Origin of the sequence: Ornithinimicrobium faecis (assembly GCF_023923225.1) — a bacterium.
Taxonomy (GTDB): domain Bacteria; phylum Actinomycetota; class Actinomycetes; order Actinomycetales; family Dermatophilaceae; genus Ornithinicoccus; species Ornithinicoccus faecis.
On record NZ_CP099489.1, the window covers coordinates 3,453,404 to 3,474,111 of the forward strand.

20 protein-coding genes are annotated in these 20,708 nt (G+C 68.1%); 10 read left to right on the forward strand and 10 right to left on the reverse strand.

Going from position 1 to position 20,708, the window contains the following annotated elements; translation table 11 throughout:
• Positions 1 to 38: 38 nt before the first annotated feature.
• Positions 39 to 584, reverse strand: a complete 546-nt coding sequence (locus tag NF556_RS16170; RefSeq protein ID WP_252592053.1) for a helix-turn-helix domain-containing protein — start codon at positions 582 to 584, stop codon at positions 39 to 41.
• A 249-nt stretch (positions 585 to 833) separates the two neighbouring features.
• Here NF556_RS16170 and NF556_RS21425 point away from each other — a divergent pair, with 249 nt between their 5' ends.
• A complete protein-coding gene (locus NF556_RS21425) occupies positions 834 to 968 on the forward strand; it encodes a hypothetical protein (protein WP_256829532.1) in 135 nt (44 codons plus the stop codon).
• A gap of 158 nt (positions 969 to 1,126) precedes the next feature.
• On the opposite strand, the gene NF556_RS16175 is transcribed toward NF556_RS21425, so the two are convergent.
• The 8 genes from NF556_RS16175 to NF556_RS16210 all read right to left on the reverse strand — a co-directional run bounded on the left by NF556_RS16175 (position 1,127) and on the right by NF556_RS16210 (position 9,216).
• The gene (locus NF556_RS16175) at positions 1,127 to 2,377 is read right to left on the reverse strand and encodes a M20 family metallo-hydrolase (protein WP_252592054.1); all 1,251 of its coding nucleotides are present in this window, start codon (positions 2,375 to 2,377) and stop codon (positions 1,127 to 1,129) included.
• A gap of 111 nt (positions 2,378 to 2,488) precedes the next feature.
• Entirely contained in the window at positions 2,489 to 3,397 is a 909-nt protein-coding gene (locus NF556_RS16180; RefSeq protein WP_252592055.1) for a ribokinase, read from the reverse strand.
• Entirely contained in the window at positions 3,394 to 4,431 is a 1,038-nt protein-coding gene (locus NF556_RS16185; RefSeq protein WP_252592056.1) for a nucleoside hydrolase, read from the reverse strand. The genes NF556_RS16180 and NF556_RS16185 overlap by 4 nt, the downstream gene beginning before the upstream one ends.
• Complete coding sequence (locus tag NF556_RS16190; protein WP_252592057.1) at positions 4,431 to 5,192, reverse strand: glutamine amidotransferase; 762 nt, start codon at positions 5,190 to 5,192, stop codon at positions 4,431 to 4,433. Before NF556_RS16190 ends, NF556_RS16185 begins: the two co-directional genes overlap by 1 nt.
• 86 nt (positions 5,193 to 5,278) lie before the next feature.
• On the reverse strand, positions 5,279 to 6,328 hold the full coding sequence (locus NF556_RS16195; protein WP_252592058.1) for a phosphotriesterase family protein: 1,050 nt from the start codon (positions 6,326 to 6,328) through the stop codon (positions 5,279 to 5,281).
• On the reverse strand, positions 6,325 to 7,344 hold the full coding sequence (locus tag NF556_RS16200) for an ABC transporter permease (protein ID WP_252592059.1): 1,020 nt from the start codon (positions 7,342 to 7,344) through the stop codon (positions 6,325 to 6,327). The genes NF556_RS16195 and NF556_RS16200 overlap by 4 nt, the downstream gene beginning before the upstream one ends.
• Positions 7,345 to 7,348: 4 nt before the next feature.
• Positions 7,349 to 8,110 (reverse strand): ATP-binding cassette domain-containing protein, encoded by a 762-nt coding sequence (locus NF556_RS16205; RefSeq protein ID WP_252592060.1) that lies wholly within the window; start codon positions 8,108 to 8,110, stop codon positions 7,349 to 7,351.
• A gap of 80 nt (positions 8,111 to 8,190) precedes the next feature.
• The gene (locus tag NF556_RS16210) at positions 8,191 to 9,216 is read right to left on the reverse strand and encodes a substrate-binding domain-containing protein (RefSeq protein ID WP_252592061.1); all 1,026 of its coding nucleotides are present in this window, start codon (positions 9,214 to 9,216) and stop codon (positions 8,191 to 8,193) included.
• Positions 9,217 to 9,349: 133 nt separating this feature from the next.
• Between NF556_RS16210 and NF556_RS16215 the strand changes: the two genes are divergently transcribed.
• The 9 genes from NF556_RS16215 (at position 9,350) to NF556_RS16255 (ending at position 19,471) form a co-directional block, all read left to right on the forward strand.
• On the forward strand, positions 9,350 to 10,357 hold the full coding sequence (locus tag NF556_RS16215) for a LacI family DNA-binding transcriptional regulator (protein ID WP_252592062.1): 1,008 nt from the start codon (positions 9,350 to 9,352) through the stop codon (positions 10,355 to 10,357).
• A gap of 64 nt (positions 10,358 to 10,421) precedes the next feature.
• Positions 10,422 to 11,168 carry an SDR family NAD(P)-dependent oxidoreductase gene (locus NF556_RS16220; protein ID WP_252592063.1) on the forward strand — a complete coding sequence of 249 codons (747 nt, stop codon included), beginning with the start codon at positions 10,422 to 10,424 and terminating at the stop codon, positions 11,166 to 11,168.
• A gap of 155 nt (positions 11,169 to 11,323) precedes the next feature.
• A complete protein-coding gene (locus tag NF556_RS16225; protein ID WP_252592064.1) occupies positions 11,324 to 11,665 on the forward strand; it encodes an excisionase family DNA-binding protein in 342 nt (113 codons plus the stop codon).
• Between the two features lie 157 nt (positions 11,666 to 11,822).
• A complete protein-coding gene (locus NF556_RS16230) occupies positions 11,823 to 13,154 on the forward strand; it encodes a purine-cytosine permease family protein (protein ID WP_252592065.1) in 1,332 nt (443 codons plus the stop codon).
• Positions 13,155 to 13,181: 27 nt separating this feature from the next.
• Entirely contained in the window at positions 13,182 to 14,729 is a 1,548-nt protein-coding gene (locus tag NF556_RS16235) for a hydantoinase/oxoprolinase family protein (protein ID WP_252592066.1), read from the forward strand.
• 1 nt (position 14,730) lies between these two features.
• Positions 14,731 to 15,828: an S-methyl thiohydantoin desulfurase family protein gene (locus NF556_RS16240; protein WP_252592067.1), complete on the forward strand. Its 1,098-nt coding sequence runs from the start codon at positions 14,731 to 14,733 to the stop codon at positions 15,826 to 15,828.
• Complete coding sequence (locus NF556_RS16245; RefSeq protein WP_252592068.1) at positions 15,825 to 16,931, forward strand: S-methyl thiohydantoin desulfurase family protein; 1,107 nt, start codon at positions 15,825 to 15,827, stop codon at positions 16,929 to 16,931. The genes NF556_RS16240 and NF556_RS16245 overlap by 4 nt, the downstream gene beginning before the upstream one ends.
• Before the next feature lie 9 nt (positions 16,932 to 16,940).
• Positions 16,941 to 17,972: a DUF917 domain-containing protein gene (locus NF556_RS16250; protein ID WP_252592069.1), complete on the forward strand. Its 1,032-nt coding sequence runs from the start codon at positions 16,941 to 16,943 to the stop codon at positions 17,970 to 17,972.
• On the forward strand, positions 17,969 to 19,471 hold the full coding sequence (locus NF556_RS16255) for a PucR family transcriptional regulator (protein ID WP_252592070.1): 1,503 nt from the start codon (positions 17,969 to 17,971) through the stop codon (positions 19,469 to 19,471). Before NF556_RS16250 ends, NF556_RS16255 begins: the two co-directional genes overlap by 4 nt.
• A 24-nt stretch (positions 19,472 to 19,495) precedes the next feature.
• Here NF556_RS16255 and NF556_RS16260 read toward each other — a convergent pair whose 3' ends face one another.
• Positions 19,496 to 20,632 carry a M14 family zinc carboxypeptidase gene (locus NF556_RS16260; protein ID WP_252592071.1) on the reverse strand — a complete coding sequence of 379 codons (1,137 nt, stop codon included), beginning with the start codon at positions 20,630 to 20,632 and terminating at the stop codon, positions 19,496 to 19,498.
• Positions 20,633 to 20,708 lie beyond the last annotated feature (76 nt).

Sequence of the window (20,708 nt, forward strand, 5' to 3'; positions counted from 1 at the left end):
ACCCCGTCGTATGCCGACAGGTGACCGTGTCGGTGAGCTCACCTGTCCTCGGGTGAGGGCGCTGGCGGCCGCGTCTGAGCGGACTGGGTCGCCTCCTGAGCAGCCGCCTCCCGGTCAGCGGCCTCCCGATCAGCGGCCTCTTCCCGACGGCCATACAGATCCAGGCCCACGGTGGTCCACACGGGCTGCGGCCCCAAGGGGCGGGAGAGCCGGAGATACTCCTGTTCCCACCACCAGTAGGGCCCGTCCTTCGCGGGATACACCCTGCGTTGCGCAGGAAACCGCCGACCGGAGCGGTCGCGGGCGACGAGATCCGTGCGCTCCCAGTCAGCGGCTCGAATCTGCCGACCCTCACGCACCACCACCAACTCAAACCCAGCCAGCTCCACCATTTCCTGGACCGTGCCGAGCGGCAGTTCACCCGCCCGCGTCTCCAGTCGGCTGATCATGGACTGGCTGCGCCCCAGCACCTCAGCCAGCCCCCGCTGGCTCAGCCCGACCCTCTGGCGCCACGCCCGCACGGCCAGCCCGACCTGCTCGGTCAGCGACGGCGGATCCAGCGTCTGCTCCCCATCAGCACTCATGCGATCCAGTCTCTGGTCGCTCGCCCTCACCGACGCTGTGTGATGCCGAGATGTGGAGGACGGTGTGACCACGCGGACGCCTGTGGACAGGGCCGTCGTCTGCCTGGTGACATCGGCGGTGTCAGGCGATGGGTCAAGACTGCTTAAAGGTTGTCCCACAGTCTGATTGGGTCTCTTGCCATCCCACGAGACGATCTCTAGCCTCATTCGCACTCGAAGGGATCGAGTTATTACAACGGGAGGAACGCAATGAAGCGCAAGACCTTCGCCACGATGGTGGCAGTTGTCGCACTGATGGCCGGCACGACGGGGGCAGCCAGTGCCGCAGGCGGGGAGAGCCCTGACATCTGTTTCAGCGCCGCGACCTGCAAGATGCTGATGTAAGAGACTCCAACGAGCGCCCTGAGCGGCGCGTTGTTCGCGGGCGTCGCCGAACCCTGGGTTCGGCGGTGCCCGCGCTGCATTTGCGCGACGAGGCGCGCCGTCACAGTGGTCCAACCTGTACAAAACACGTACGGCGTGGCCCGAGCCTCCCTTCACACTCAGAGGGCTGCGTCAGCCTCCAGGACGGTGCGGGTCAGCACCTCGATGCCGCGCTCGACGTCGGCCAGGTCGGTCCACTCCTCGGGGCAGTGACTGCGCCCGTCGCGTGAGGGCACGAAGATCATCGTGCTCGGCGCCAGGGCGGACATCTCGACGCTGTCGTGGGTCGCGCCCGAATAGAGCCGGAACGCCTCGTGGCCGGCCGCGGACGCAGCGCGCACGGCAAGAGCGGAGAGCTGCTCGTCCATGATCGCCGGTGCGTCGGTGTGGCCCCAGGTCACGGTGCTGCGCGTGCGGTGCCGCGAGTCAGCGACCTTGGCCTCCGCGTCGAACTCCGCCTGCAGCTGCTTCAGGCCCGCCAGCTCGGGGCTGCGGAACTCCCCGGTGAGCCGCGCCGTCTCCGGGATCACGTTGGTCAGCGGGCTGGCGGAGGTGAGCTCACCGACCGTGCCCACAGAGTCGCCACCGGCCGCGGCGATCCGCTGCACGGCCAGGATCCCGTCGGCCGCACAGCACAGCGGGTCGCTGCGCTTGGTCATTGACGTGGTGCCGGCGTGGTCGCGGCGCCCCTCGATGTCAAGCACGAAGGTGCTGATGCCGCAGACCCGGGTCACGACGCCGATCTCTGCGCCCTGCTCCTCCATCACCGGTCCCTGCTCGATGTGCAACTCGACATATGCCGCAAGGTCATCCGCCTTCCACCGGCACCCTGCGACGGCGTCGGGTTGGTGACCGGCACCGGTGATCAGGTCGGCCAGGGTGGTCCCCTCACTGTCCGCGGCGGCCAGCTCGGTTGCGCTGAGCGTGCCTGCGGCAGCGCGGCTGCCCACGAGCTTGACGCCCTGGGGGTTGCCCTCCTCGTTGGCGAAGTCGACGACCATCAGCGAGTGGGTGGGCCGGATGCCAGCGCGGCGCAGGGTGCGCGCGACCTCGATGGCGCCGAGGACCCCGACGATGCCGTCGAAGCGGCCTCCGCCAGGGACCGTGTCGCTGTGGCTGCCCACGACGATCGCGGGGGCCGAGGGGTTGGTGCCCTCGAGCATCCCGATGACGTTGCCGACCGCGTCGACTCGGGTGGTCAGACCCGCCTGGCGCATCTGCTGGGCGACCCAGTCACGGCCAGCCACGTCCTGCTCACTGAAGCCGACCCGGGACCAGCCGGGGAGGTCGGTGTCGACGAGTCCGGACAGGTGGGTCCAGCCCTCCTGCACCCAGTCGCCCTCGGGGGCGAGGTTCTGCGAGCGCGTCATGCTGACTCCTCTGTCACGCTGTCGGGTCCAACAGGCTGTCGTGTCCATCATGGGGCCGTCCCGTCGTTGAGGCGACCCAGCGTTGGATCGACCCAGCGTGGAGGCGCCGCCTCAGGCGGACTGTTCGACTCCGAAGGTCGCGGGCACCTGCGCCCCGGGATAGCGCGTGCTCGTGGATGCCAGGGCCACCGCACGGCGCACCGCGCCCGCCAGGTCACTGGCGTCTCGGGCGAGCTCGTGGGCGAGCACACCACAGAAGGCGTCGCCGGCACCGCTGGTGTCGGCCGCCTCGATCGTTGGCGCGGGCACCTGCTCGACGACCTGGCCGCCGGGCTCGATGATGACGGCTCCGTCGCGCCCGAGCGTCACCACGAGCGAGCCGGCGAAGTCCAGGGCGGCCGCGCACTCGCTGACCTCGGCCAGGGTGGTCGGCGTGGGCCGTCCCGCCAGCTGTCCGAGCTCGGCCCGGTTGGGCACGAGCACATCGACGTGCGCCAGCAGCTCCGCGAGCTCCGTGGCCGCACGGGCCGGGGCCGGGTTGAGCACCAACCGCGACGGGCCAGCCTCCGCAGCGGCCAGCAGGCCCTCGATCGGCACCTCCAGCTGGGCTAGGACGATCTCCTGCGAGCAGTCGCCGATGGCCTCGCCGACCCAGGCCGCATCAACGTGGTCGTTGGCGGCCGGGTCGACGATGATCAGGTTCTCCCCGTCGGCAGCGACCACCACGATGGCCGTGCCGGTCGGGGTCTCCTCGAGCTGGCGCACCCCCGTGGTGTCGATGCCGCGCTCGGTCAGGGCGCCGAGCCCGGTGCCGGCGTTGTCGTCCGAGCCCACGGCGCCGATGAAGCGCACCTGGCTGCCCAGGGTGGCGGCCGCAACCGCCTGGTTCGCGCCCTTGCCGCCTGGGGAGGACGACCGGCCGGTGGCGAGGATCGTCTCGCCGTGGCCGGGCAGGACGGGCACGCGATAGGTCGTGTCGACATTGATCGAGCCGACGACACAGACCCGGCCCGTGGTCACGGCCGTGCCTCCACGGGTGCGGCCCCGGGAGCGGGGTCGCTGTGCCCGACAGCGCCGTCGCCCTGCACGACAGCGCCTTCGCCCTGCCCGACAGCGGGGGTTCCGAGGGTGTCGACGGCGGCAAGCACGAGGTCCCAATAACGCTGCGCGTCCAGCGTGATGGCGATCTGCGCGTTGGGGGTACGGTCCGGATAGCGACCATAGAGGTCGGCGATCGTGGTGCCGCGGGTCCAGGTGCCATCCAGCTCGACGGCCAGGAAGGCCTCGCGCCACTCGATCACGTCTGGATCGATCAGCGCCGCGATGGTGCAGGGGTCGTGCACCGGCGGGGCGTCGAACTCCCACACCTTCTTGTAGGAACTGCCGAAGAAGCCCATCCACGCCGCACACGTCTGCCCGATCACGTGCTGCATGGCGGCCATGCGCTCGACCACCTCGGGGGTGGCCAGCGCTTGGTGAGTCAGGTTGAGCCCGATCATGCGCACCGGCACACCGGCCGAGAGCACGATGTCGAGAGCCTCCGGGTCGGCATAGGTGTTGAACTCTGCCGTCGGGGTGTGGTTGCCGCCGTGGGTGCCACCGCCCATGAAGATCACCTCGGCGATCTTGTCGGTCAGTTCGGGCTGGTCGCGCAGCAGCGCGCCCACGTTGGTCATCGGACCGGTCACCACGACCGTCACCGGCTCGGGGTGCTCGCGCAGCACGCGCGAGAGCAGCTCGACCGCCGACTCCCCCACGAGCTCAAACCCGGGCTCGGGCAGGTCCGGCCCGTCGAGGCCGCTGGCACCGTGGACATAGTTGCCCAGAGCCAGGTCACCAGCCAGCGGCCCAGCCGCACCCTCGGCGACCGGGACGTCGGTGGCGCCAGCCAGCGTCAGCACCCGCAGCGCGTTGCGGGTGGCATCGGTGACCGCACAGTTGCCGAAGCAGGTGGTGACGGCCAGCAGGTCGATGGCCGGTGAGCTGACCGCCAGCAGCAGCGCGACCGCGTCGTCGTGTCCCGGATCGCAGTCCAGGACGATCGGGCGGGCCATCAGCGCGCCGAGGTGTTGACCGGCTCGCCGGCGAGCCAGCGCAGCATGCCACCGACCAGGGGCGCGAAGCCGTCCCAGTCCAGGAACTCCTGCGGGCACCAGTGCGGGCCGATGTCGGAGGCCCAGGCCAGGGACCGGCCCGTGCCCACCTCGCGGGTGGCCAGCAGCACGTCCTCGCCGACCGTGGCCTGCACGACGGCGTCCTCGCGGGCCACGATCTCGTTGTAACCCAGCAACTCGGGGGCACCAGCACACAACCCGGCGAGCTCGTGCTCGGCGCCGGTCTCGCTGACGGCGGCACCCTGCGGCACCTCGACGCGGTCGTCGCCGGGGATCATCGAGATCGGCAGGACGTCGGCGATCGGGCTGCGCCCGAAGTTGGCGATGGCGTTGATGCCCTGGAAGCTCAGATAGCCGCCGGCCATCATCAGTCCCCCACCGTCACGGGTCCACTGCGCGAGGGCCTCGAGCGAGTTGTCGCTGCGCTGCCCGCCCTTCCAGGTCTCCGGGGTCAGCACGAAAGAGTTGTAGCCGATGTCGGAGATGATGATGACGTCATAGGCCGACAGCGCCTCGGCGGTGCGGGGGAACTTGGCGGGGACGTCGTGCCCATACATCTGCTCGACCTCGATCCCCTGCTCCTTGGCGGCCGCGATGAAGGCGTCGGCGCCGGTGTCGAAGACGGTGCTGTTGAAGTGGTCGAACCCCTTGTGGTGGGTCTCGTGGACGACCCAGCTCTCTCCGGCCAGAAGCACTCGCATGTGTCTCTCCTCAGTCTCGTGTGTCGATCTCGTGTGTCAGTGGTCGTGCGTGTGTCAGTCGTGTGGGTGATCGGTGTGGGCAGGTGTCAGGAGCCAGCGCGGCCGACAAACAGGGCCCGCGGGTTGGTCACGAGCAGCTGGTTGATCTGGTCGTCGGTCATCCCGTGGCGGCGCAGGCGGGGCACGAAATATTGCAGGATGTGGCCATAGCCCGGCCCGCCGTGGCGGCGCAGCAGGGACTTGATGAAGATGTCCTGCGAGATCAGCAGCTGGTCCCCGAAGCCGTCCGCCACCAGCTCGGTGAGAGCCGCGGCGTTGTCGTCGTCGGAGGGGCACTGCACGTCCTGGTCGGCATAAAAGACCTCCATGCCGATCATGTCGTATTGCACCCACGCACCGCGGCGCAGCAGGTCACGCTGATAGGGCCGGTCAGCCGCCGAGGGGCCCATGTGACACAACACAACGCGCGCCGGGTCGACGCCGACCTGCTCGGCCAGGTCGAGGACCTCACCGCCGCGGCGGAACCAACCAGGCAGATGCACCTGGATCGGCAGGCCGCCGCTGAGCATCTGCGCGAGGAAGGCACCGTGCAGGCTGACCCGCTCGGCCGGCGTGAAGTCGGCGCTGACACCGATCTCACCGATGATGCCGGGCCGGACCCCGTCCTCGCCGTCCGCCAGGTCCGCGAGGATCACCTCGGCCACGGCCTGGGGGGCCATCGCCCCCACGTCGGTGGGGTGACTGCCCTCCAGATAGAACCCGGTCCCCGCGATGACCTGCACCCCGGTGCGCTCACTGACCTCCCGCAGACCGGCGAGATTCCGACCTGCCCCCAGGCCGGTGGTGTCGATGATCGTCCGCCCGGCGAGCTCGGCATACCGAATCACCTCGGTGACCGAGACCTCCACGTCCGCCAGGAGGAGGTTGTCCAGGTTGCCAAACGGGTCCTGGCGCAGGTCCCAGAGCAGGTCCTCAGTGACCGGCCGCTGGGCGAAGTCGTCGGGGTCCCAGCCGGTCGAGGAGGTGCGGTGCGCCCAGGAGGTCACGTCGGTGAAGATGTGCTCGTGGGTCAGGGTGATGCCCAGCTGGTCGGCCGGCACCGGCCCGGTGACCGTGGTGACCAGTGGCTCGCTCACTTGCGCGTCCTGGCGATGCGGCTGAACAGCTTGGAGTTGAGCAAGATCGCGACGACCAGGATCAGGCCCTGCACGATCGGCACCCAATAGACGTCGACGCGCAGCTGCACCAGGCCGTTGTTGATGATGCCCAGGGTCAGCGCGCCGATGGCCGTGCCGACGACCGAGCCGCGCCCACCCATCAGGGAGGTGCCGCCGAGCACGACGGCGGTGATCACCTCGAGCTCAAACATGGTGCCCGAGTTGGGTGAGCCGCTGGACAGGCGGGCGGCGGTCAGGATCCCGGCGACGGCAGCGGCCAGACCGGTCAGGGCGAGCACACCCATCTGGATGCGGCGGATGTCGACACCGGCGCGGCGCAGGGACTCACCGTTGGAGCCGACGGCGGTGACATAGCGGCCGAACTTGGTCTGGGTGAAGACATACCAGGCGAGCACGACGGCCGCGATCGCGATCCAGGTGGGGGTGTAGAGGCCGAGCAGCTTGCCGTGCGCCAGCGGCGCGATCAGGTCCGAGGAGATGGGCTCGCTGTAGCCGCCGGTGATCAGCAGCGCGAGACCGCGGATGGCGGTCAGTGCGGCCAGGGTGACGATGAAGGACTGCAACATCCCGTATGCCGTGAGCAGGCCATTGAGGGTGCCGATGGCCAGTCCTGCGACCAGGGTGAGGACGAGGGCGAGCAGTGGGTTGCCGGTGGAGGCCCAGATCCCCAGGACAGCGGCCGACAGACCGAGGGTGGAGCCGACGGACAGGTCGATCTGACCGGTGGTGATCACGAAGGTCATCGCCATCGCGACGATCACCGTGGGCGCGACCTGCCGGGCCACGTTGACCAGGTTGGCGCTGGTGAAGAAGTTGTCGGTCTGGATGGAGAAGAAGGCGAACAGCACGACGAAGACGACGGCGATCGACAGGACGCCGAAGTGCTTGGCGGCAAAGGCCGAGACCGCGCCGCTGGACTCGCGGCGGCTGCGGGTGGGTGGGGTGGCCGGGCTGGCCGTGGTGGTGTCGGTCATTGGGTCACTTCCCCATCATCGCTGCGACGAGTTCGGTCAGGTCGGTCTCGGAGGGCTCGAGCTCACGGTGCATGACGCCCTCGTGCAGGACCACCAGGCGGTCGCACACCTCAAACAGGTCCTGCAGGCGGTGGGTGATCAGCACGACGCTGACCCCGCGGGCGGAGACGTCGCGGATCAGCTGCAGGACCATCTCCACCTCCTTGGCGGCCAGGGCCGCGGTCGGCTCGTCCAGGACGAGGACCTTGGGGTGGAAGGTCACGGCACGGGCGATCGCCACGGCCTGGCGCTGGCCACCGGAGAGGTTGCCGACCTCCTGATAGGTGTCGCTGATCCGGATGTGCAGGGTCTTCAGGTCCTGCGCGGCCTCCTCGTGCATGCGCTGGTGGTCCAGGCGGCGGGTCCACTTGCTGTGGAGCTCCCGGCCGAGGAAGAGGTTGGCGGCGACGTCGAGGTCGTTGCACAGGGCGAGGTCCTGATAGACCATCTCGATGCCGTGCTCGCGCGACTCTCGGGGCCCGGCGCCGGTGAGCTCGGTGCCGTCGACGCGGATCGTGCCGCTGTCGGGGGTGACGGCCCCCGCCAGCATCTTCATCAGCGTCGATTTGCCGGCGCCGTTGTCGCCGACCAGCCCGATCACCTCACCCGCCGCGACCTGGAGGTTGACTCCGCGCAGGACGTCCATGACGCCATAGCGCTTGCGGATGTCCTGCATCTCGACCCGTGGGCCGGTCGGCCTCAGGTCCTCCGTCACGGACGATGTCATGCGTCAACCTCCAGGGTCGGTTGCGGTCGGGTGTGCTCAGGTGTGGTGGGTGGTGGTCAGTGGCTAGTTCTGCGCCGTGGTCACTCGAAGATGGCGCGGAAGTCGTCGACGTTCTCGCTGGTCACGATCGTGATCGGCACGTCGATGAAGCCCTGGGGCTCGGCGCCGCCGAGGATGGCCTTGAGCTCGTTGACCGCCTCGACACCCTCCTGCTTGGGGTCCTGCTGGATGACGGCCTCGACGACACCGCTGTCGATGCCGCCGATAACCTCCTTGGTCAGGTCCCAGCCGATGATCTTGGTGTCGCCTCCGCCGCCGAGGGCAGCGGTCGCGCCGACGGTGGCCGGCTCGCCGGTGGTGTAGATGAAGCCCAGCTCCGGCTGTGCGGTGATCAGGTCCTGGGCGGCGGTGGCCGCGGTCTCCTGGACGTTCTCACCGTTGACGCTCTGGGTGTATTCGGCGCCGCCGGCGTCGATCACCTCGCGGAAGCTGTCCTCGCGCTGGTTCTGGATGAAGGAGTTCTTGGCGTCGACGACGCCATAGCTGCGGCCCTCGATCAGGCCGTTCTCGACCATCCACTCGCCGGCCTCCTTGCCCGCGCCGAGGTTGTCGACCCCAACGAAGGTCTCCACGCCCTCGAGCTCGGCGTCGATCGCGACGACCGGGATGTCCTGGGCCTGGGCGGCCTCGACGGCCGGCATCACACCGTTGACGTCGATGGCCACGACGATCAGGCCGTCGATGCCCTGCGTCATGAAGTTCTCGATGTCGTCGCTCTGCTTGGCCGAGTCGTTGTTGGCGTTGGCGATGACCAGCTCACAGCCAGCCGCGTCCGCGGCCTCCTGCGCGCCCTCGTTCATCTGGGTGAAGAAGACGGCCGTCTGGTTGATCTGGGTCATGCCGATGGTGCAGTCCTCATCGCCGCCCCCAGCAGCTTCGGACTCGCCGGCGCCGTCGTCTGCTGCGCTGTCATCGGCCGCCGCGTCGTCGGCTGCGGCGTCATCTGCTGGCTCCTCGTTGCCCGTGGTGCAGGCGCTGAGGAACAGGGCCCCCGAGAGTCCCAGCGCAAGGGCCAGCCGGGAGTGGGAGCGAAGGTGCGTGGTCATGGGAGCCTCCTGGGGGTCCGTCGGTAATCGATTTCCGACGCGTGGCCTTACGGTAGCCTGCCCGTCACAGGATGACCAGACCCCACGAGGTCTCGGTTTGATAAAGGGCACGAAAAACGGGGAGGACAGCGCTGTGGCAGCACGCAGCAACCGCGTGACGATCTCGGATGTCGCGCGCCAGGCCGGCGTGTCGTCGGCCACCGTGTCGCGGGCCCTCAGCGGCAACCGGCCGATGTCTCCCGAGTTGGCCGAGCACGTCCGCAAGACGGCCCAGGAGCTGGGTTATCGCACCAACCTGCTGGGCCGGGCCCTGCGTCAGCAGCGCAGCAGCGTGGTCGGGCTGCTCGTCCCTGACCTGGACAACCCGTTCTTCGCCTCGCTGGCTGAGCACCTCAGCCGGGTCGTGGAGACCTCCGACATGGAGCTGCTCGTGGCCAGCGCCGGCGGCAGTGTGGAGAACGAGGCGCGGCTGATCTCATCTTTCCTCGACCGGCAGGTGGCAGCTCTTGTTGCGATCCCGTGCGATGAGATCGAGAGCGCACCCGGGCTGGAGCAGGCCATCTCCCACACGCTCACCGTGCAGTTGGACCGCCGCGTCCTGACGACGGGTGCCTATTACGTCGGCTGCGACAACCGCCACGGCATGGACTTGATCGCCGAACACGTCGCGCATGACGTCGACACCACCGCCCAGCCGGTGGTCTATGTCGGCGCCGAGACCCAGTCCTCCTCAGCACACGAGCGCCTTGACGGGTTCCGCCGCCACTTCCCCGACTCCCCCGTGTTCCTGGGCGACTTCAGCACCCAGTGGGGGCAGGAGGCCGCCGACCAGATCCTCGAGTCGGGGCTGTCCGCCGCCACGATCGTCGCCACGGCCGATGTCATCGCTCTGGGGCTGATGAGCCGCCTGCACGCCACCGGCCACCGCATCCCGGAGGACTTCCGGGTGATCGGCTTTGACGGCGTCGGCGTCACGCCCTTTGCCCACCCCACACTCACCACGGTGCGCCAACCGGTCGAGGCGATCAGCCGGCGCATCCTCGACCTGGTCCTGGAGCTCCCACAGGAGCAGGACGAGCACGAAGTCCGGTTGGAGCCGACGCTGGTCGTGGGGCCCTCGAGTCCGGCGCGAGACGCCTGACCATCAGGAATAACAGCCCGTCAGACCCGCACCATCGTTGGCGCAACTGAAGGGACGTGACGTGATGTTGCTCGAAGGAAAGGTCGCTCTGGTCACTGGAGGCGGCGCCGGACTGGGCAAGGCCATCGCAGAGTCTTATGCCCGTGAGGGAGCCACCGTCATGGTCACCGACATCAACGCCGAGGCCGCTGCCTCCGTTGCGGAGGCCATCACTTCAGCGGGTGGCACGGCAGCGAGCGGTCATCTGGACACCACCAACCCACAGCAGCACCTCGACATCGTCGCCGAGATGGAGGAGAAGTTCGGGCGCGTGGACATCGCGGCGAACAACGCCGGCATCACCATCCCAGCGGTTCCAACGGCTGACCTGCCGGTCGAGGACTGGGAGCGGGTGCGGTCGGTCGACCTCGATGGGGTCTTCTATGGTCTCAAGGCACAGCTGCCTGCCATGTTGCGCGCAGGTGGAGGCGTGATCATCACCACCTCCAGCATCGCCGGTGACCGCGGCCTCTGGGGCATGCTGCCCTATTCCGCCGCGAAGCACGCCGTCATCGGCATGATGAAGACCGTGGCCCTCGAATACGGCACCCAGGGCATTCGCGCTCTGGCGGTCGGACCGGCTTTCATCAAGACCGGCCTGGAGGACAACATGCCGGAGGACGTGCGCAAGCAACTCCCGGGCATGCACGCCGTGGGCCGCATGGGTGAGCCCCACGAGGTCGGAGACACGTTCGCTTGGCTCAGCAGCGACCAGGCCAGCTTCATCACGGGCTCCTACATCCCCGTCGACGGCGGCTATCTCGCTCGCTGACCAGCTGGACATCGTGACGCTGGTCGCGGGGCTGTCATGCCCCGTGACCAGCATCTGAGTCAGTTGCGCGCGGGCGTCTGAGTGGTCGCGCGCCGCACGACACTGACGCGACAAACGAGAGTTGCTACGTTTGGTGCGCACCCAGGAGGAGCGCGATGACTACACGAGACGAGGGCATCACGGTTGCGCCTCACAACGCGCTGCTGACCACCCAGCAAGCCGCAGACCTGCTCGTGGTGAGTCGTCCCACACTGGTGAAGTTGATTGATGACGGCGTCCTGCCGAGCGAAACATCCGGAGTCCGTCGACGCTTGGTCAAACTGACCGATGTCCTGAGTTATCGCGCTCAGCGGCGGGAGCAGCAATACCAGGCGCTGATGGCGGACGAGGTTGACTACGACGAAGAGTTGCCCGACGACCTACAAGCCGAACAGATGCTCCGAAGCGTGCGTGCCGAGGTCGCGGCTACTCGACGGAACACGCGACTGGACCCTTAGGAGGAAACGACCAACTGGGCGACAGCGACGGTCAATGAAGCACGAGGCAGTGCACTGTGCCCAGTCAAGGCACTCACGTTCAGCAGTTCGCCCATTGGCACGCTGAGACTGCGCCCGTAGGTTCACCGGAACACACCTTCCGGAAGGACTGCCAACGATGGCTGACGCAGACGACTTCGCCCTCTCCCGGGTCACACCACAGGCCCAACGCCACTGGTTCGGCATCGCCGTGCAGCGGTTCGGGCAGGTCAGTGCCCTCTCCCAGTTCCTGCTGGGAGCCACCCTCGGATACGGCATGACCTTTGGCAATGCCGTCCTGGCCTTCATCTTCGGGTCGGTCATCCTCGAGGTGATCATGTGCATCGTCGGCATCATTGGGCAGAAGGAGGGCCTCAACACGGCCCTGCTCGCACGCTGGACCGGGTTCGGTGAGGTCGGTGCGTCCTTGGTCGGGCTCGCGATCGGCATCAGCCTGATCGGCTGGTTCGGCATCCAGTCTGCGATCTCTGCCGAGTCCCTCGACTCCCTGCTGCCGGGGATCATGCCCATCTGGGCCTGGTGCCTGCTGTTCGGTCTCGCTGTCACTGCCATCGTCGCCTTCGGCTTCGGCGGCATGCAGTGGTTGGCCAACGTCACGGTGCCACTGTTCCTGGTGCTCGTCGGCTGGTCGATCATCACCGAGCTGAGCCGCCACAGCATCGGTGACCTGCTGACCTCACCACCGCCGGGGCCCAACCTGTCGGTGCCCGCAGGCACCGCCATCGTGGCCGGAGGTCTCATCGTGGGCGCCATCATCACCGCCGACATGACCCGCTTCAACCGGTCCGCCAAGGACGTCGTCAAGCAGACGGTCGTTGGCGTGACGCTCGGAGAGTTCGTGATCGGTCTGGCCGGAGTCCTGCTCGCTCACGCCGCGGGCACCGGCAACATCGTGGCGATCATCACCTCCTCCGTGGGCCTGGTCGGCCTGCTGATCGTGGTCACCGGCACGCTGAAGATCAACGACTGGAACCTCTACTCCTCGGCCCTCGGTCTCGTGAACTTCATCTCCACAGCCTTCGGCCGCGACCTGCACCGGGTCACCACCACCGTCGTCCTCGGCGTGGTCGGCTCGATCCTGGCCGCAGTCGGGATCCTGGGACACTTCACCGAGTTCCTCGTGGTGCTCGGAGCGGCCTTCCCACCGATCGCCGGCATCATGATTGCCGAGTATTTCTTCGTGAAGAAGTGGCGTGGGGAGCTCGATGCCACCCGCGATGCCGTGACCCTTCCCGAGACAGCACCCCGGGTCGTCCCGGCGACCCTGGTGATCTGGGCGGTCTCCTCCGTGGCCGGCTATTTCCTCACCTGGGGGATCCCGAGCATCACCTCACTGGTGCTGTCGATCGTCCTGTATGTCGTGGCGGGCCGACTCGGTCTCGTCCAGGGGGTGGGGGTTGCCCAGACTCGGTCACCCAGGACTGCCGAGCTCACCCCCGAGACCAACTGACCCTGATCACACCTGAGGAGACAAGCAATGCACATCGGAATTGATGTTGGCGGCACCAACACCGACGCTGTCCTGATGGAGGGCACCCAGGTGCTGGCCTCCGTCAAGCAGGCCACCAGCGACGACGTCACCAGCGGCATCATCAGCGCCATCGAGCAGTTGCGTGCCCAGCGACAGTTTGAGGGGTCCGCTGTCAAGGCGGTCATGATCGGGACCACGCACTTCATCAACGGCCTGGTGGAGGCCCGCCGGCTGGCCCCGACCGCAGCGCTGCGACTTGGCCTCCCAGCCACCCGGGCGCTTCCGCCGCTGGTCGACTGGCCGGAGCGACTCAGCGCAGCGATTCAGGGCCGTGCCTACCTGGCCCACGGCGGCTACGAGTTCGACGGTCGCCCCATCTCCCCCATGGACCCCGACGAGTTGCGACGGCACGCCGCTGACATGGCGAGCCACGGCATACGGTCGGTCGCGATCTCCTCGGTCTTCAGCCCCGTCAACCACGACCTGGAGGTCGAGGCCGCGAGCATCATCGGCGAGGAACTCGGTCCCGACGTCGCGATCTCGCTCTCTCACGAGATCGGTCGGATCGGCCTGCTCGAGCGGGAGAACGCCACGATCATCAACGCCGCCCTGCGCGAGATGGCCACGAACATCGTCGACGGGCTCAACACCGCAGTGCGTGCCCACGGGATCGATGCGCCCATCTTCCTCAGCCAGAACGACGGCACCCTGATGGACGAGGACTACGTCCGGCGCTATCCCGTCGCGACCTTCGCCTCGGGCCCGACCAACTCGATGCGCGGGGCCGCGGCCACCAGCGGCCTGGAGTCCTGCGCGGTGGTCGACATCGGCGGCACGACGAGTGACGTGGGCCTGCTGGTCAAGGGCTTCCCTCGGGAGAACACCACCGAGGTGCGGGTGGCCGGCGTCCGCACGAACTTCCGTATGCCCGACGTCCTCTCGCTGGGCATTGGCGGTGGCAGCCATGTGGCCCTCGACACTGGCATGGTCGGTCCGGAGTCGGTGGGCTACCAACTGACCTCTCAAGCCAGGGTGTTCGGCGGGTCGCAGCTGACCGCGACCGACCTCGCGGTGGCCAGCGGTCGTGCCGACATCGGCGACAAGTCACTGGTCTCCGACCTGGACCCTGCCTTCGTGGAGCGCGCGCTCGCGGGTCTCGCCGACCGGATCGCCGAGGCCGTGGACCGGATGCGCACGTCCGCCGAGCCGGTCCCCGTCGTCGCCGTCGGCGGTGGCTCCATCCTGCTCCCGGATGAGCTCCCCATCTTCGGTGCCATCCACCGACCGGAGAACTATGCGGTGGCCAACGCGATCGGAGCCTCGATCGCCCAGGTTGGCGGCGAGATCGACAAGGTCTTTGCGGTCGAGCCCTCTCGGCGTGACGCGATCCTCGATGATGCACGCCAGGAAGCGGTGGACAAGGCCATCGCGGCCGGAGCGAGTCCCTCGAGCGTGCAGATCGTCGACTTCGACGAGGTGCCGATCCCCTATCTGCCCGGCAACGCCACGCGCATCCGGGTCAAGGCAGTGGGCGACCTCGACATGGGGGTGTGACATGTCGTGGACATTGACCGCGGATGCCGTCCGTGATCTCGCGCGGGGTGCCGCTGTGCTGGGCACCGGTGGTGGCGGGGACCCCCATGTGGGTGCTCTGCTCGCTGAGCAGGCGATTGTCGCGCACGGACCAGTGGAGGTCGTGCCCCTCAACGAGCTCCCAGACGACGCGATGGTCGTGATGGTCGCCATGATGGGCGCACCGACCGTGATGGTCGAAAAGCTGCCGAGTTTGGAGGAGGTCCGGGCGGCCGTGCAGGCCGCCGAGTCGGCCCTGCCCGAGGGGACGATCACGCACATCGTCTGCGCCGAGATCGGCGGCGTCAACTCCACGCTGCCCGTGGCCGCAGCAGCCACACTCGGGCTCCCGCTCGTCGACGCCGACGGCATGGGGCGGGCCTTCCCGGAGCTGCAGATGGTGCTGCCCACCCTCTCCGGCATCGCCGCGTCACCGGTGTCGTTCGCCGACGAGAAGGGCAACGTCGGGGTGGTCCACACCGCCGACAACACCTGGGCCGAGCGCATCGTCCGCGTGGCCTGCGTCGAGATGGGCTGCACCATCATGATCACGACGTTCCCCCAGCGGGGGGCGCAGGCGCGCACCTCCTTGGTCAAGGACTCCGTGACCCGAGCGGTGCAGGTCGGGCGTGCCATCACTGACTCCCGTGCCAGCAACCAGGACCCGGTTGCTTCCGTGGTCGAGGTGCTCGGCGGGCGCGAGTTGTTCGCCGGCAAGGTGGTCGACGTTCAACGCGCCACGACCGCTGGCTTTGCGCGTGGACGTGCCCGGATCGATGGCGAACACGACGTGCTCGAGCTCTCCTTCCAGAACGAGCACCTGGTGGCTCAAGCCGGCGACACGGTCCTGGCCACTACGCCCGACCTGATCATGGTTCTGGAGCATGACTCCGGCGAGCCGATCACCACCGAGGGGCTGCGCTACGGGCAGCGGGTCCGGGTCATCGCTGCACCGTCTGATCCCCGGTGGCATAGCGCTGAGGCCCTGCAGATGGTCGGCCCGGCCTACTTCGGGTATGCCGTGGAAGGTCACCGATTCGACGGCTCACCAGATCACCCCGAGCAGGAGGACGTGGCATGAGTTGGCAGATCGCTCGGGACGACCTGCCCGACCTCGCCCGCGGCGCGACGCTGCTCGGCACAGGTGGTGGCGGCGACCCCTACATCGGCAAAATGCTGGTGGAGCAGGTGCTGGGCGAGGGCTCGATCACGATCCTGGACCCCGACGAGTTGGCCGACGATCTCTTCGTTATCCCCACCGCCCAGATGGGCGCTCCCACGGTCATGGTCGAGAAGATCCCCGCTGGCACTGAGCCGTCGCTGTCGCTGCGCATCCTGGAGGAGCACCTCGACCGGCGCGCGGAGGCGACGATGCCGATCGAGTGTGGCGGCATCAACTCGATGATCCCGTTGATCGTGGCGGCGGAGACCGGGCTGCCAGTCGTTGATGCCGACGGCATGGGTCGGGCCTTTCCCGAGCTGTCCATGGAGACCTTCGCCGTCTATGGCGTCCACGGATCTCCCCTCGCGCTCGCGGGCGAGCGCGGCGAGCGCGTCATCATCGACACGGGCGATGACGACCGGCAGATGGAGTGGCTGGCCCGCGCCATCACCATCCGTCTCGGCGGTGTCGGTCACATCGCTGAATACGCCATGACCGGGGCCGACGTCCGGCGCACTGCGGTGCCGCGGACCCTGTCGATGGCCCTAGCCCTGGGCCGAGCCATCCGGGTGGCGAGGGAGGAGCACCGATCTCCCTTCGACGCCATCGCAGAGACGTTGTCCAGCACGCTCTACTGCCACATGCGGACGCTCTTCGAAGGCAAGGTTGTTGATGTCGACCGACGCACGACCGAGGGCTTCGCCAAGGGCGTCGCCCGCATCGTCCCCGTGGATGGTGGTGACGACGAGCTGGAGATCCGCTTCCAGAACGAGAACCTCATCGCCCTGCGCAACGGCGAGCTCGTCGCCATCGTCCCGGACCTGATCTGCATCACCGAGAGCGAGTCGGCTGAACCGATCACGACCGAGGGGCTGCGTTATGGGCAGCGTGTGCGGGTGCTGGGCATCTCGACCCCGGACCTGATGCGCACCCCGGAGGCCCTCGCGGCCTTCGGCCCGTCCGCCTTCGGTCTGTCCGAGCGGTTCGTGCCCGTGGAGGAGCTCATCCCCGGCGAGAACTAGTCTTGCTGGGTGCCTCTGCTCCTCGATCAAGCCGACCTGCCAGCCCTGGCTCTGGGTGCAGCCGTGCTCGGATCTGGCGGGGGCGGTTCGACTCATGTGGGGCAGATCATGGCGCAGCGATCGACGTCATGGCCGGTCACCGTCCATGACGTGGCGGAGCTCGACCCGACGACGCCGTGCATCGCTGTGGGCTATGTCGGATCGACCCTCTTGCTCGAGGAGCGGTTGCCCGGCCACGCTCCGTTCGACGAGGCGATCGCGGCGGCGCAGCGCTGGCTGGGGTCCCCCGCAAGGGCGGTGTGCACTCTGGAGGCGGCCGGACTCAACGGCCTCACAGCCCTCCACCTGGCGGGCAGCCACCAGGTGGTTGATGCCGACTGCATGGGTCGGGGCCTGCCGGACCTGGACCAGTTGTCCCTGCTCATCGACGATGTGCCCGGGCTGGTGGTCTGCGCCCCCACCGGCTCCGGCGGCGTGGCTCTGCTCGACGGGGCACGGCCCGCCGACGTGGAGCGAGTGGTGCGCACAGCCATCGAGTCCAACGGCGGATGGGCTGGTCTGGTCATCGCTGGCTTCACCGTGGCCGACCTCGTGCAGCATGCCATCCACGGCAGCACCAGGCGCGCCCTGTCGGTCGGCAGAGTGCTGACCCTGGGGGCGGACCTCGACGCGTCGGCGCTGGCCAGCTCAGTGGGTGGCACGCTGCTGGGCGTCGGACGGGTGATGGATGTGCGCCAGGAGCCCGACCGCCCCGATGTCATCTCCACGGATGTGCGGACGTCAGCTGGCGACGTGCTGCGTCTCGTGTCGCGCTCGGAACACATCGCCGCGCTGCTGAACGGCAAAGTGATGGCCAACTCCCCCACGCTGGTGGTCACCCTCGACGCCGCCACCAGGGCGCCCCTGCAGGTGCACGAGTGCACGATGGCCCGCGACCTGATCATCCTGACGCTGCCCGCACCCCAGTGGTGGTCCCAGGAGCCTCGTCGGGCAGCTGTGGCTCGTCCCGCACACTGGGGGCTGGACGGGTTGTCCGCGTGACGACCACAGGACTCACCCTCACCAGCTTGCTGGAGCACCCCGGCGCGGGCGGCCTCGTCGTGATCGCCGGCGGCGAGCGCACCTGGTCCACCGCCGTGGTCGAGGGCCGCGAGGATGATCTGCCTGACGAGGTCGAGAAGGCGTTGGCGGTGGTGCTCTCCCCTGTCCCGTCTGCCTCCTGGCAGGTCGACGCGCTCCTGCGACGGGTCCGCGACCGTGGATTCACCGGCCTCGTGCTGGCCGGGACCCTCAGCACGTCGGTCGAGGCTCTCGCGCAACGACTCGATCTTGTGGTCTTGCTCGCGGAGCAACCCATCCGCGTGGCCAAGTCCGCATGGGAGCTCGTCGAGGCCCCGGACGTGCTCGCGCTCTCCGTGGTCCGCAGGGTTGCTCAGTCCATTGAATACCGGGCCGACAGCATGGAGGATCTCCTCCACAACGTGGCCGCCAACGTGGGCCACGGCATCGCACTCGTGGGCAGGGACGAGGTGGTGAGCACGGCGGGTGACCCGCTGCCAGAGTCGTTGCGCTCCGCCATCGCGTTCAGCCAGTGGCTCGACGTGTCCGTCACCACCGATGGGTTCGCCGCGTCTGTTCCTGTGCAGAGTCGCAGTCGCACTGACCTCCGCGTCGTGCTGCACAGCCGTGACTCCGGCCGCGCGCAGCGGACCGCGCTCTCCACCGCGGTCGAGATGGTCATGCCGATGGTCGCCGCGCGCCTCCTGATCGACGAGGTCGAGGCTGTCAGCGAGGTCTCCCGATCCTCCGGTCTGCTCGGAGACTTCCTAGAGGCTGGCGGCGCGAGCGACGCAGAGACCGAGCGCAGGATGCGCGTCCGGGGGTGGCGGACCAACGGACATCACATCGGGTTCCGGGTGCTGGGTCGCGGTCGCCTGGACCCCTTCGCGCTCTTGCAGGTCGTCAACGCCCACCTGGCCACGATTCGACTCGACTCGCACGCCACCACCCGCGGCGGCGGTGTCATGGGATGGGTCAGCTTCAACGAGGCCCCCTCCCCGCAGCAGGTCTCGGGGGTCGCGCAGGACCTGCTCGATCTGCACCAGAGCGCGCTGGCAAGTTTCCGTGTGGCGACGGGCGTGGGTTCGCTCCAGTCCGGGGCGACGGGCCTGACCGTCACCCTGGGTGAGGCACGCGACGCCGCACGCTTGGCCAGCGACCGTGAGCGCTCCGGATGGTTCGTCCACGTTGATCGCCTCGGTCTCGGCCAGTTGCTGCTGGCCGGGACCACCGGTGACTCCCTGACCCGCGCGGCCGTTGCCCTCCTGTCACCCCTGAGCGAGCGCGAGCGCGAGACGCTGGCGGTCTATCTGGACGAGGAGTCCTCAATCGTCGCGACGGGCAAACGTCTCGGGCTCCACCGCAACACCGTGACGTCGCGTGTGCAGCGGATCCAGACGTTGCTCGGCTCCGACCTGAGCGACCCAGAGACCCGATTGGCCCTCCAGCTCGCAGCCCGCGCGGCCCACGGATCCTCCTAGTCGCGCGAGCCGCGCTCTGGGCAGTCAGCCGACCGGCGGATACATCGGCCAGCCCGGCACGACACCGTCGTCGGTGATGTACCCGGTGTAGTCAACGCGGGGCATGTTGTGCCAGACCATGGGGTCGGTGTTCCACACGTCTCCTGAGGCGAGGCCGTCGAGCAGTTCGGCGGTTCCGAGCACGTTCTGCTTGATCGCCTTGCCGCGGGATTTCTGCCCGATGGGACCACCGTAGGTCTCGAAGAACACCATCGGGTGTGAGTGACCGGTGGGGTTGAGGTTGTTCCAGTTCAGCCCGAGCATCGTGGCTGACGAGACGCCACCGTGGATGTCGAGCTCCAGTTCCCCACTGACGCTGTAGCGGTCCATGGCGATGTAGCCATAGCCCTTGAGCTCGTTGTAGACCAGGCCCTGCATCTGGCGGGTTTGGATGTCGAAGAGGCCGTCCTTGATGAACGGCAGGGTCGGGCCGCTGGGCGAGAGCGAGATGCCCAGCGACATGGTGATCGCGTCGCCGGACTCGTCGGTCTTCAAACCCTGGTGGTGGATGTCCAGTCCGAAGGCAGGCTTGACCTGCGCCCAGTAGGCATACCAGGACTGCGACTCCTTGGCGGCGAAGGCGTCGAGGGCCCAGTCACGGTTCAGGTCGATGCGACGCTCAGTGCCGTCCTGCAGGATGGTGTGCCGGATGTAGAGCTCGGACCCGTCGGGGTTGTACATCGGGATGATGTGCAGCGTGAGTTCCTCGCGGATTCGGGAGTAGGCCGGAGACCCGCTGGAGGACACGGACTTCAAGATGGCCAGCAGGCTGTCGACGCCGTAGGGCTCGTTGCCGTGGATGCGACCCTGCAGCCAGACATGCTTCGGACCAGTCCCCACGGTCGCGACATACAGATCGCGTCCCGCCTCGGACACTCCAGGGGTGATCCCGAGCTCGCGCAGCGTCGTCACCGTCACAGACCCCTGTGAGCTGTGCTCAATCTTGCGCAGTGCCGCGATCATGTCGTCATACGTGAGGATCGCGTCCCGCGGGATGACCGGTCCGGGACTTGGGAAGTTCCCCTTGGCGAAGGCCGGGGCAGCGACAGCGAGGGGCACAGCGGCCAAGCCAGCTGCGAGCACGGTGCGGCGGCTGAACGACTGACCGGTGGGACGGGGCATGGGAACTCCTTAGGAGATTCCGCAGTCACCCCCGTGCACTTCTGCGGACGTCGGTTGAGGTGACGCGCACGCTAGC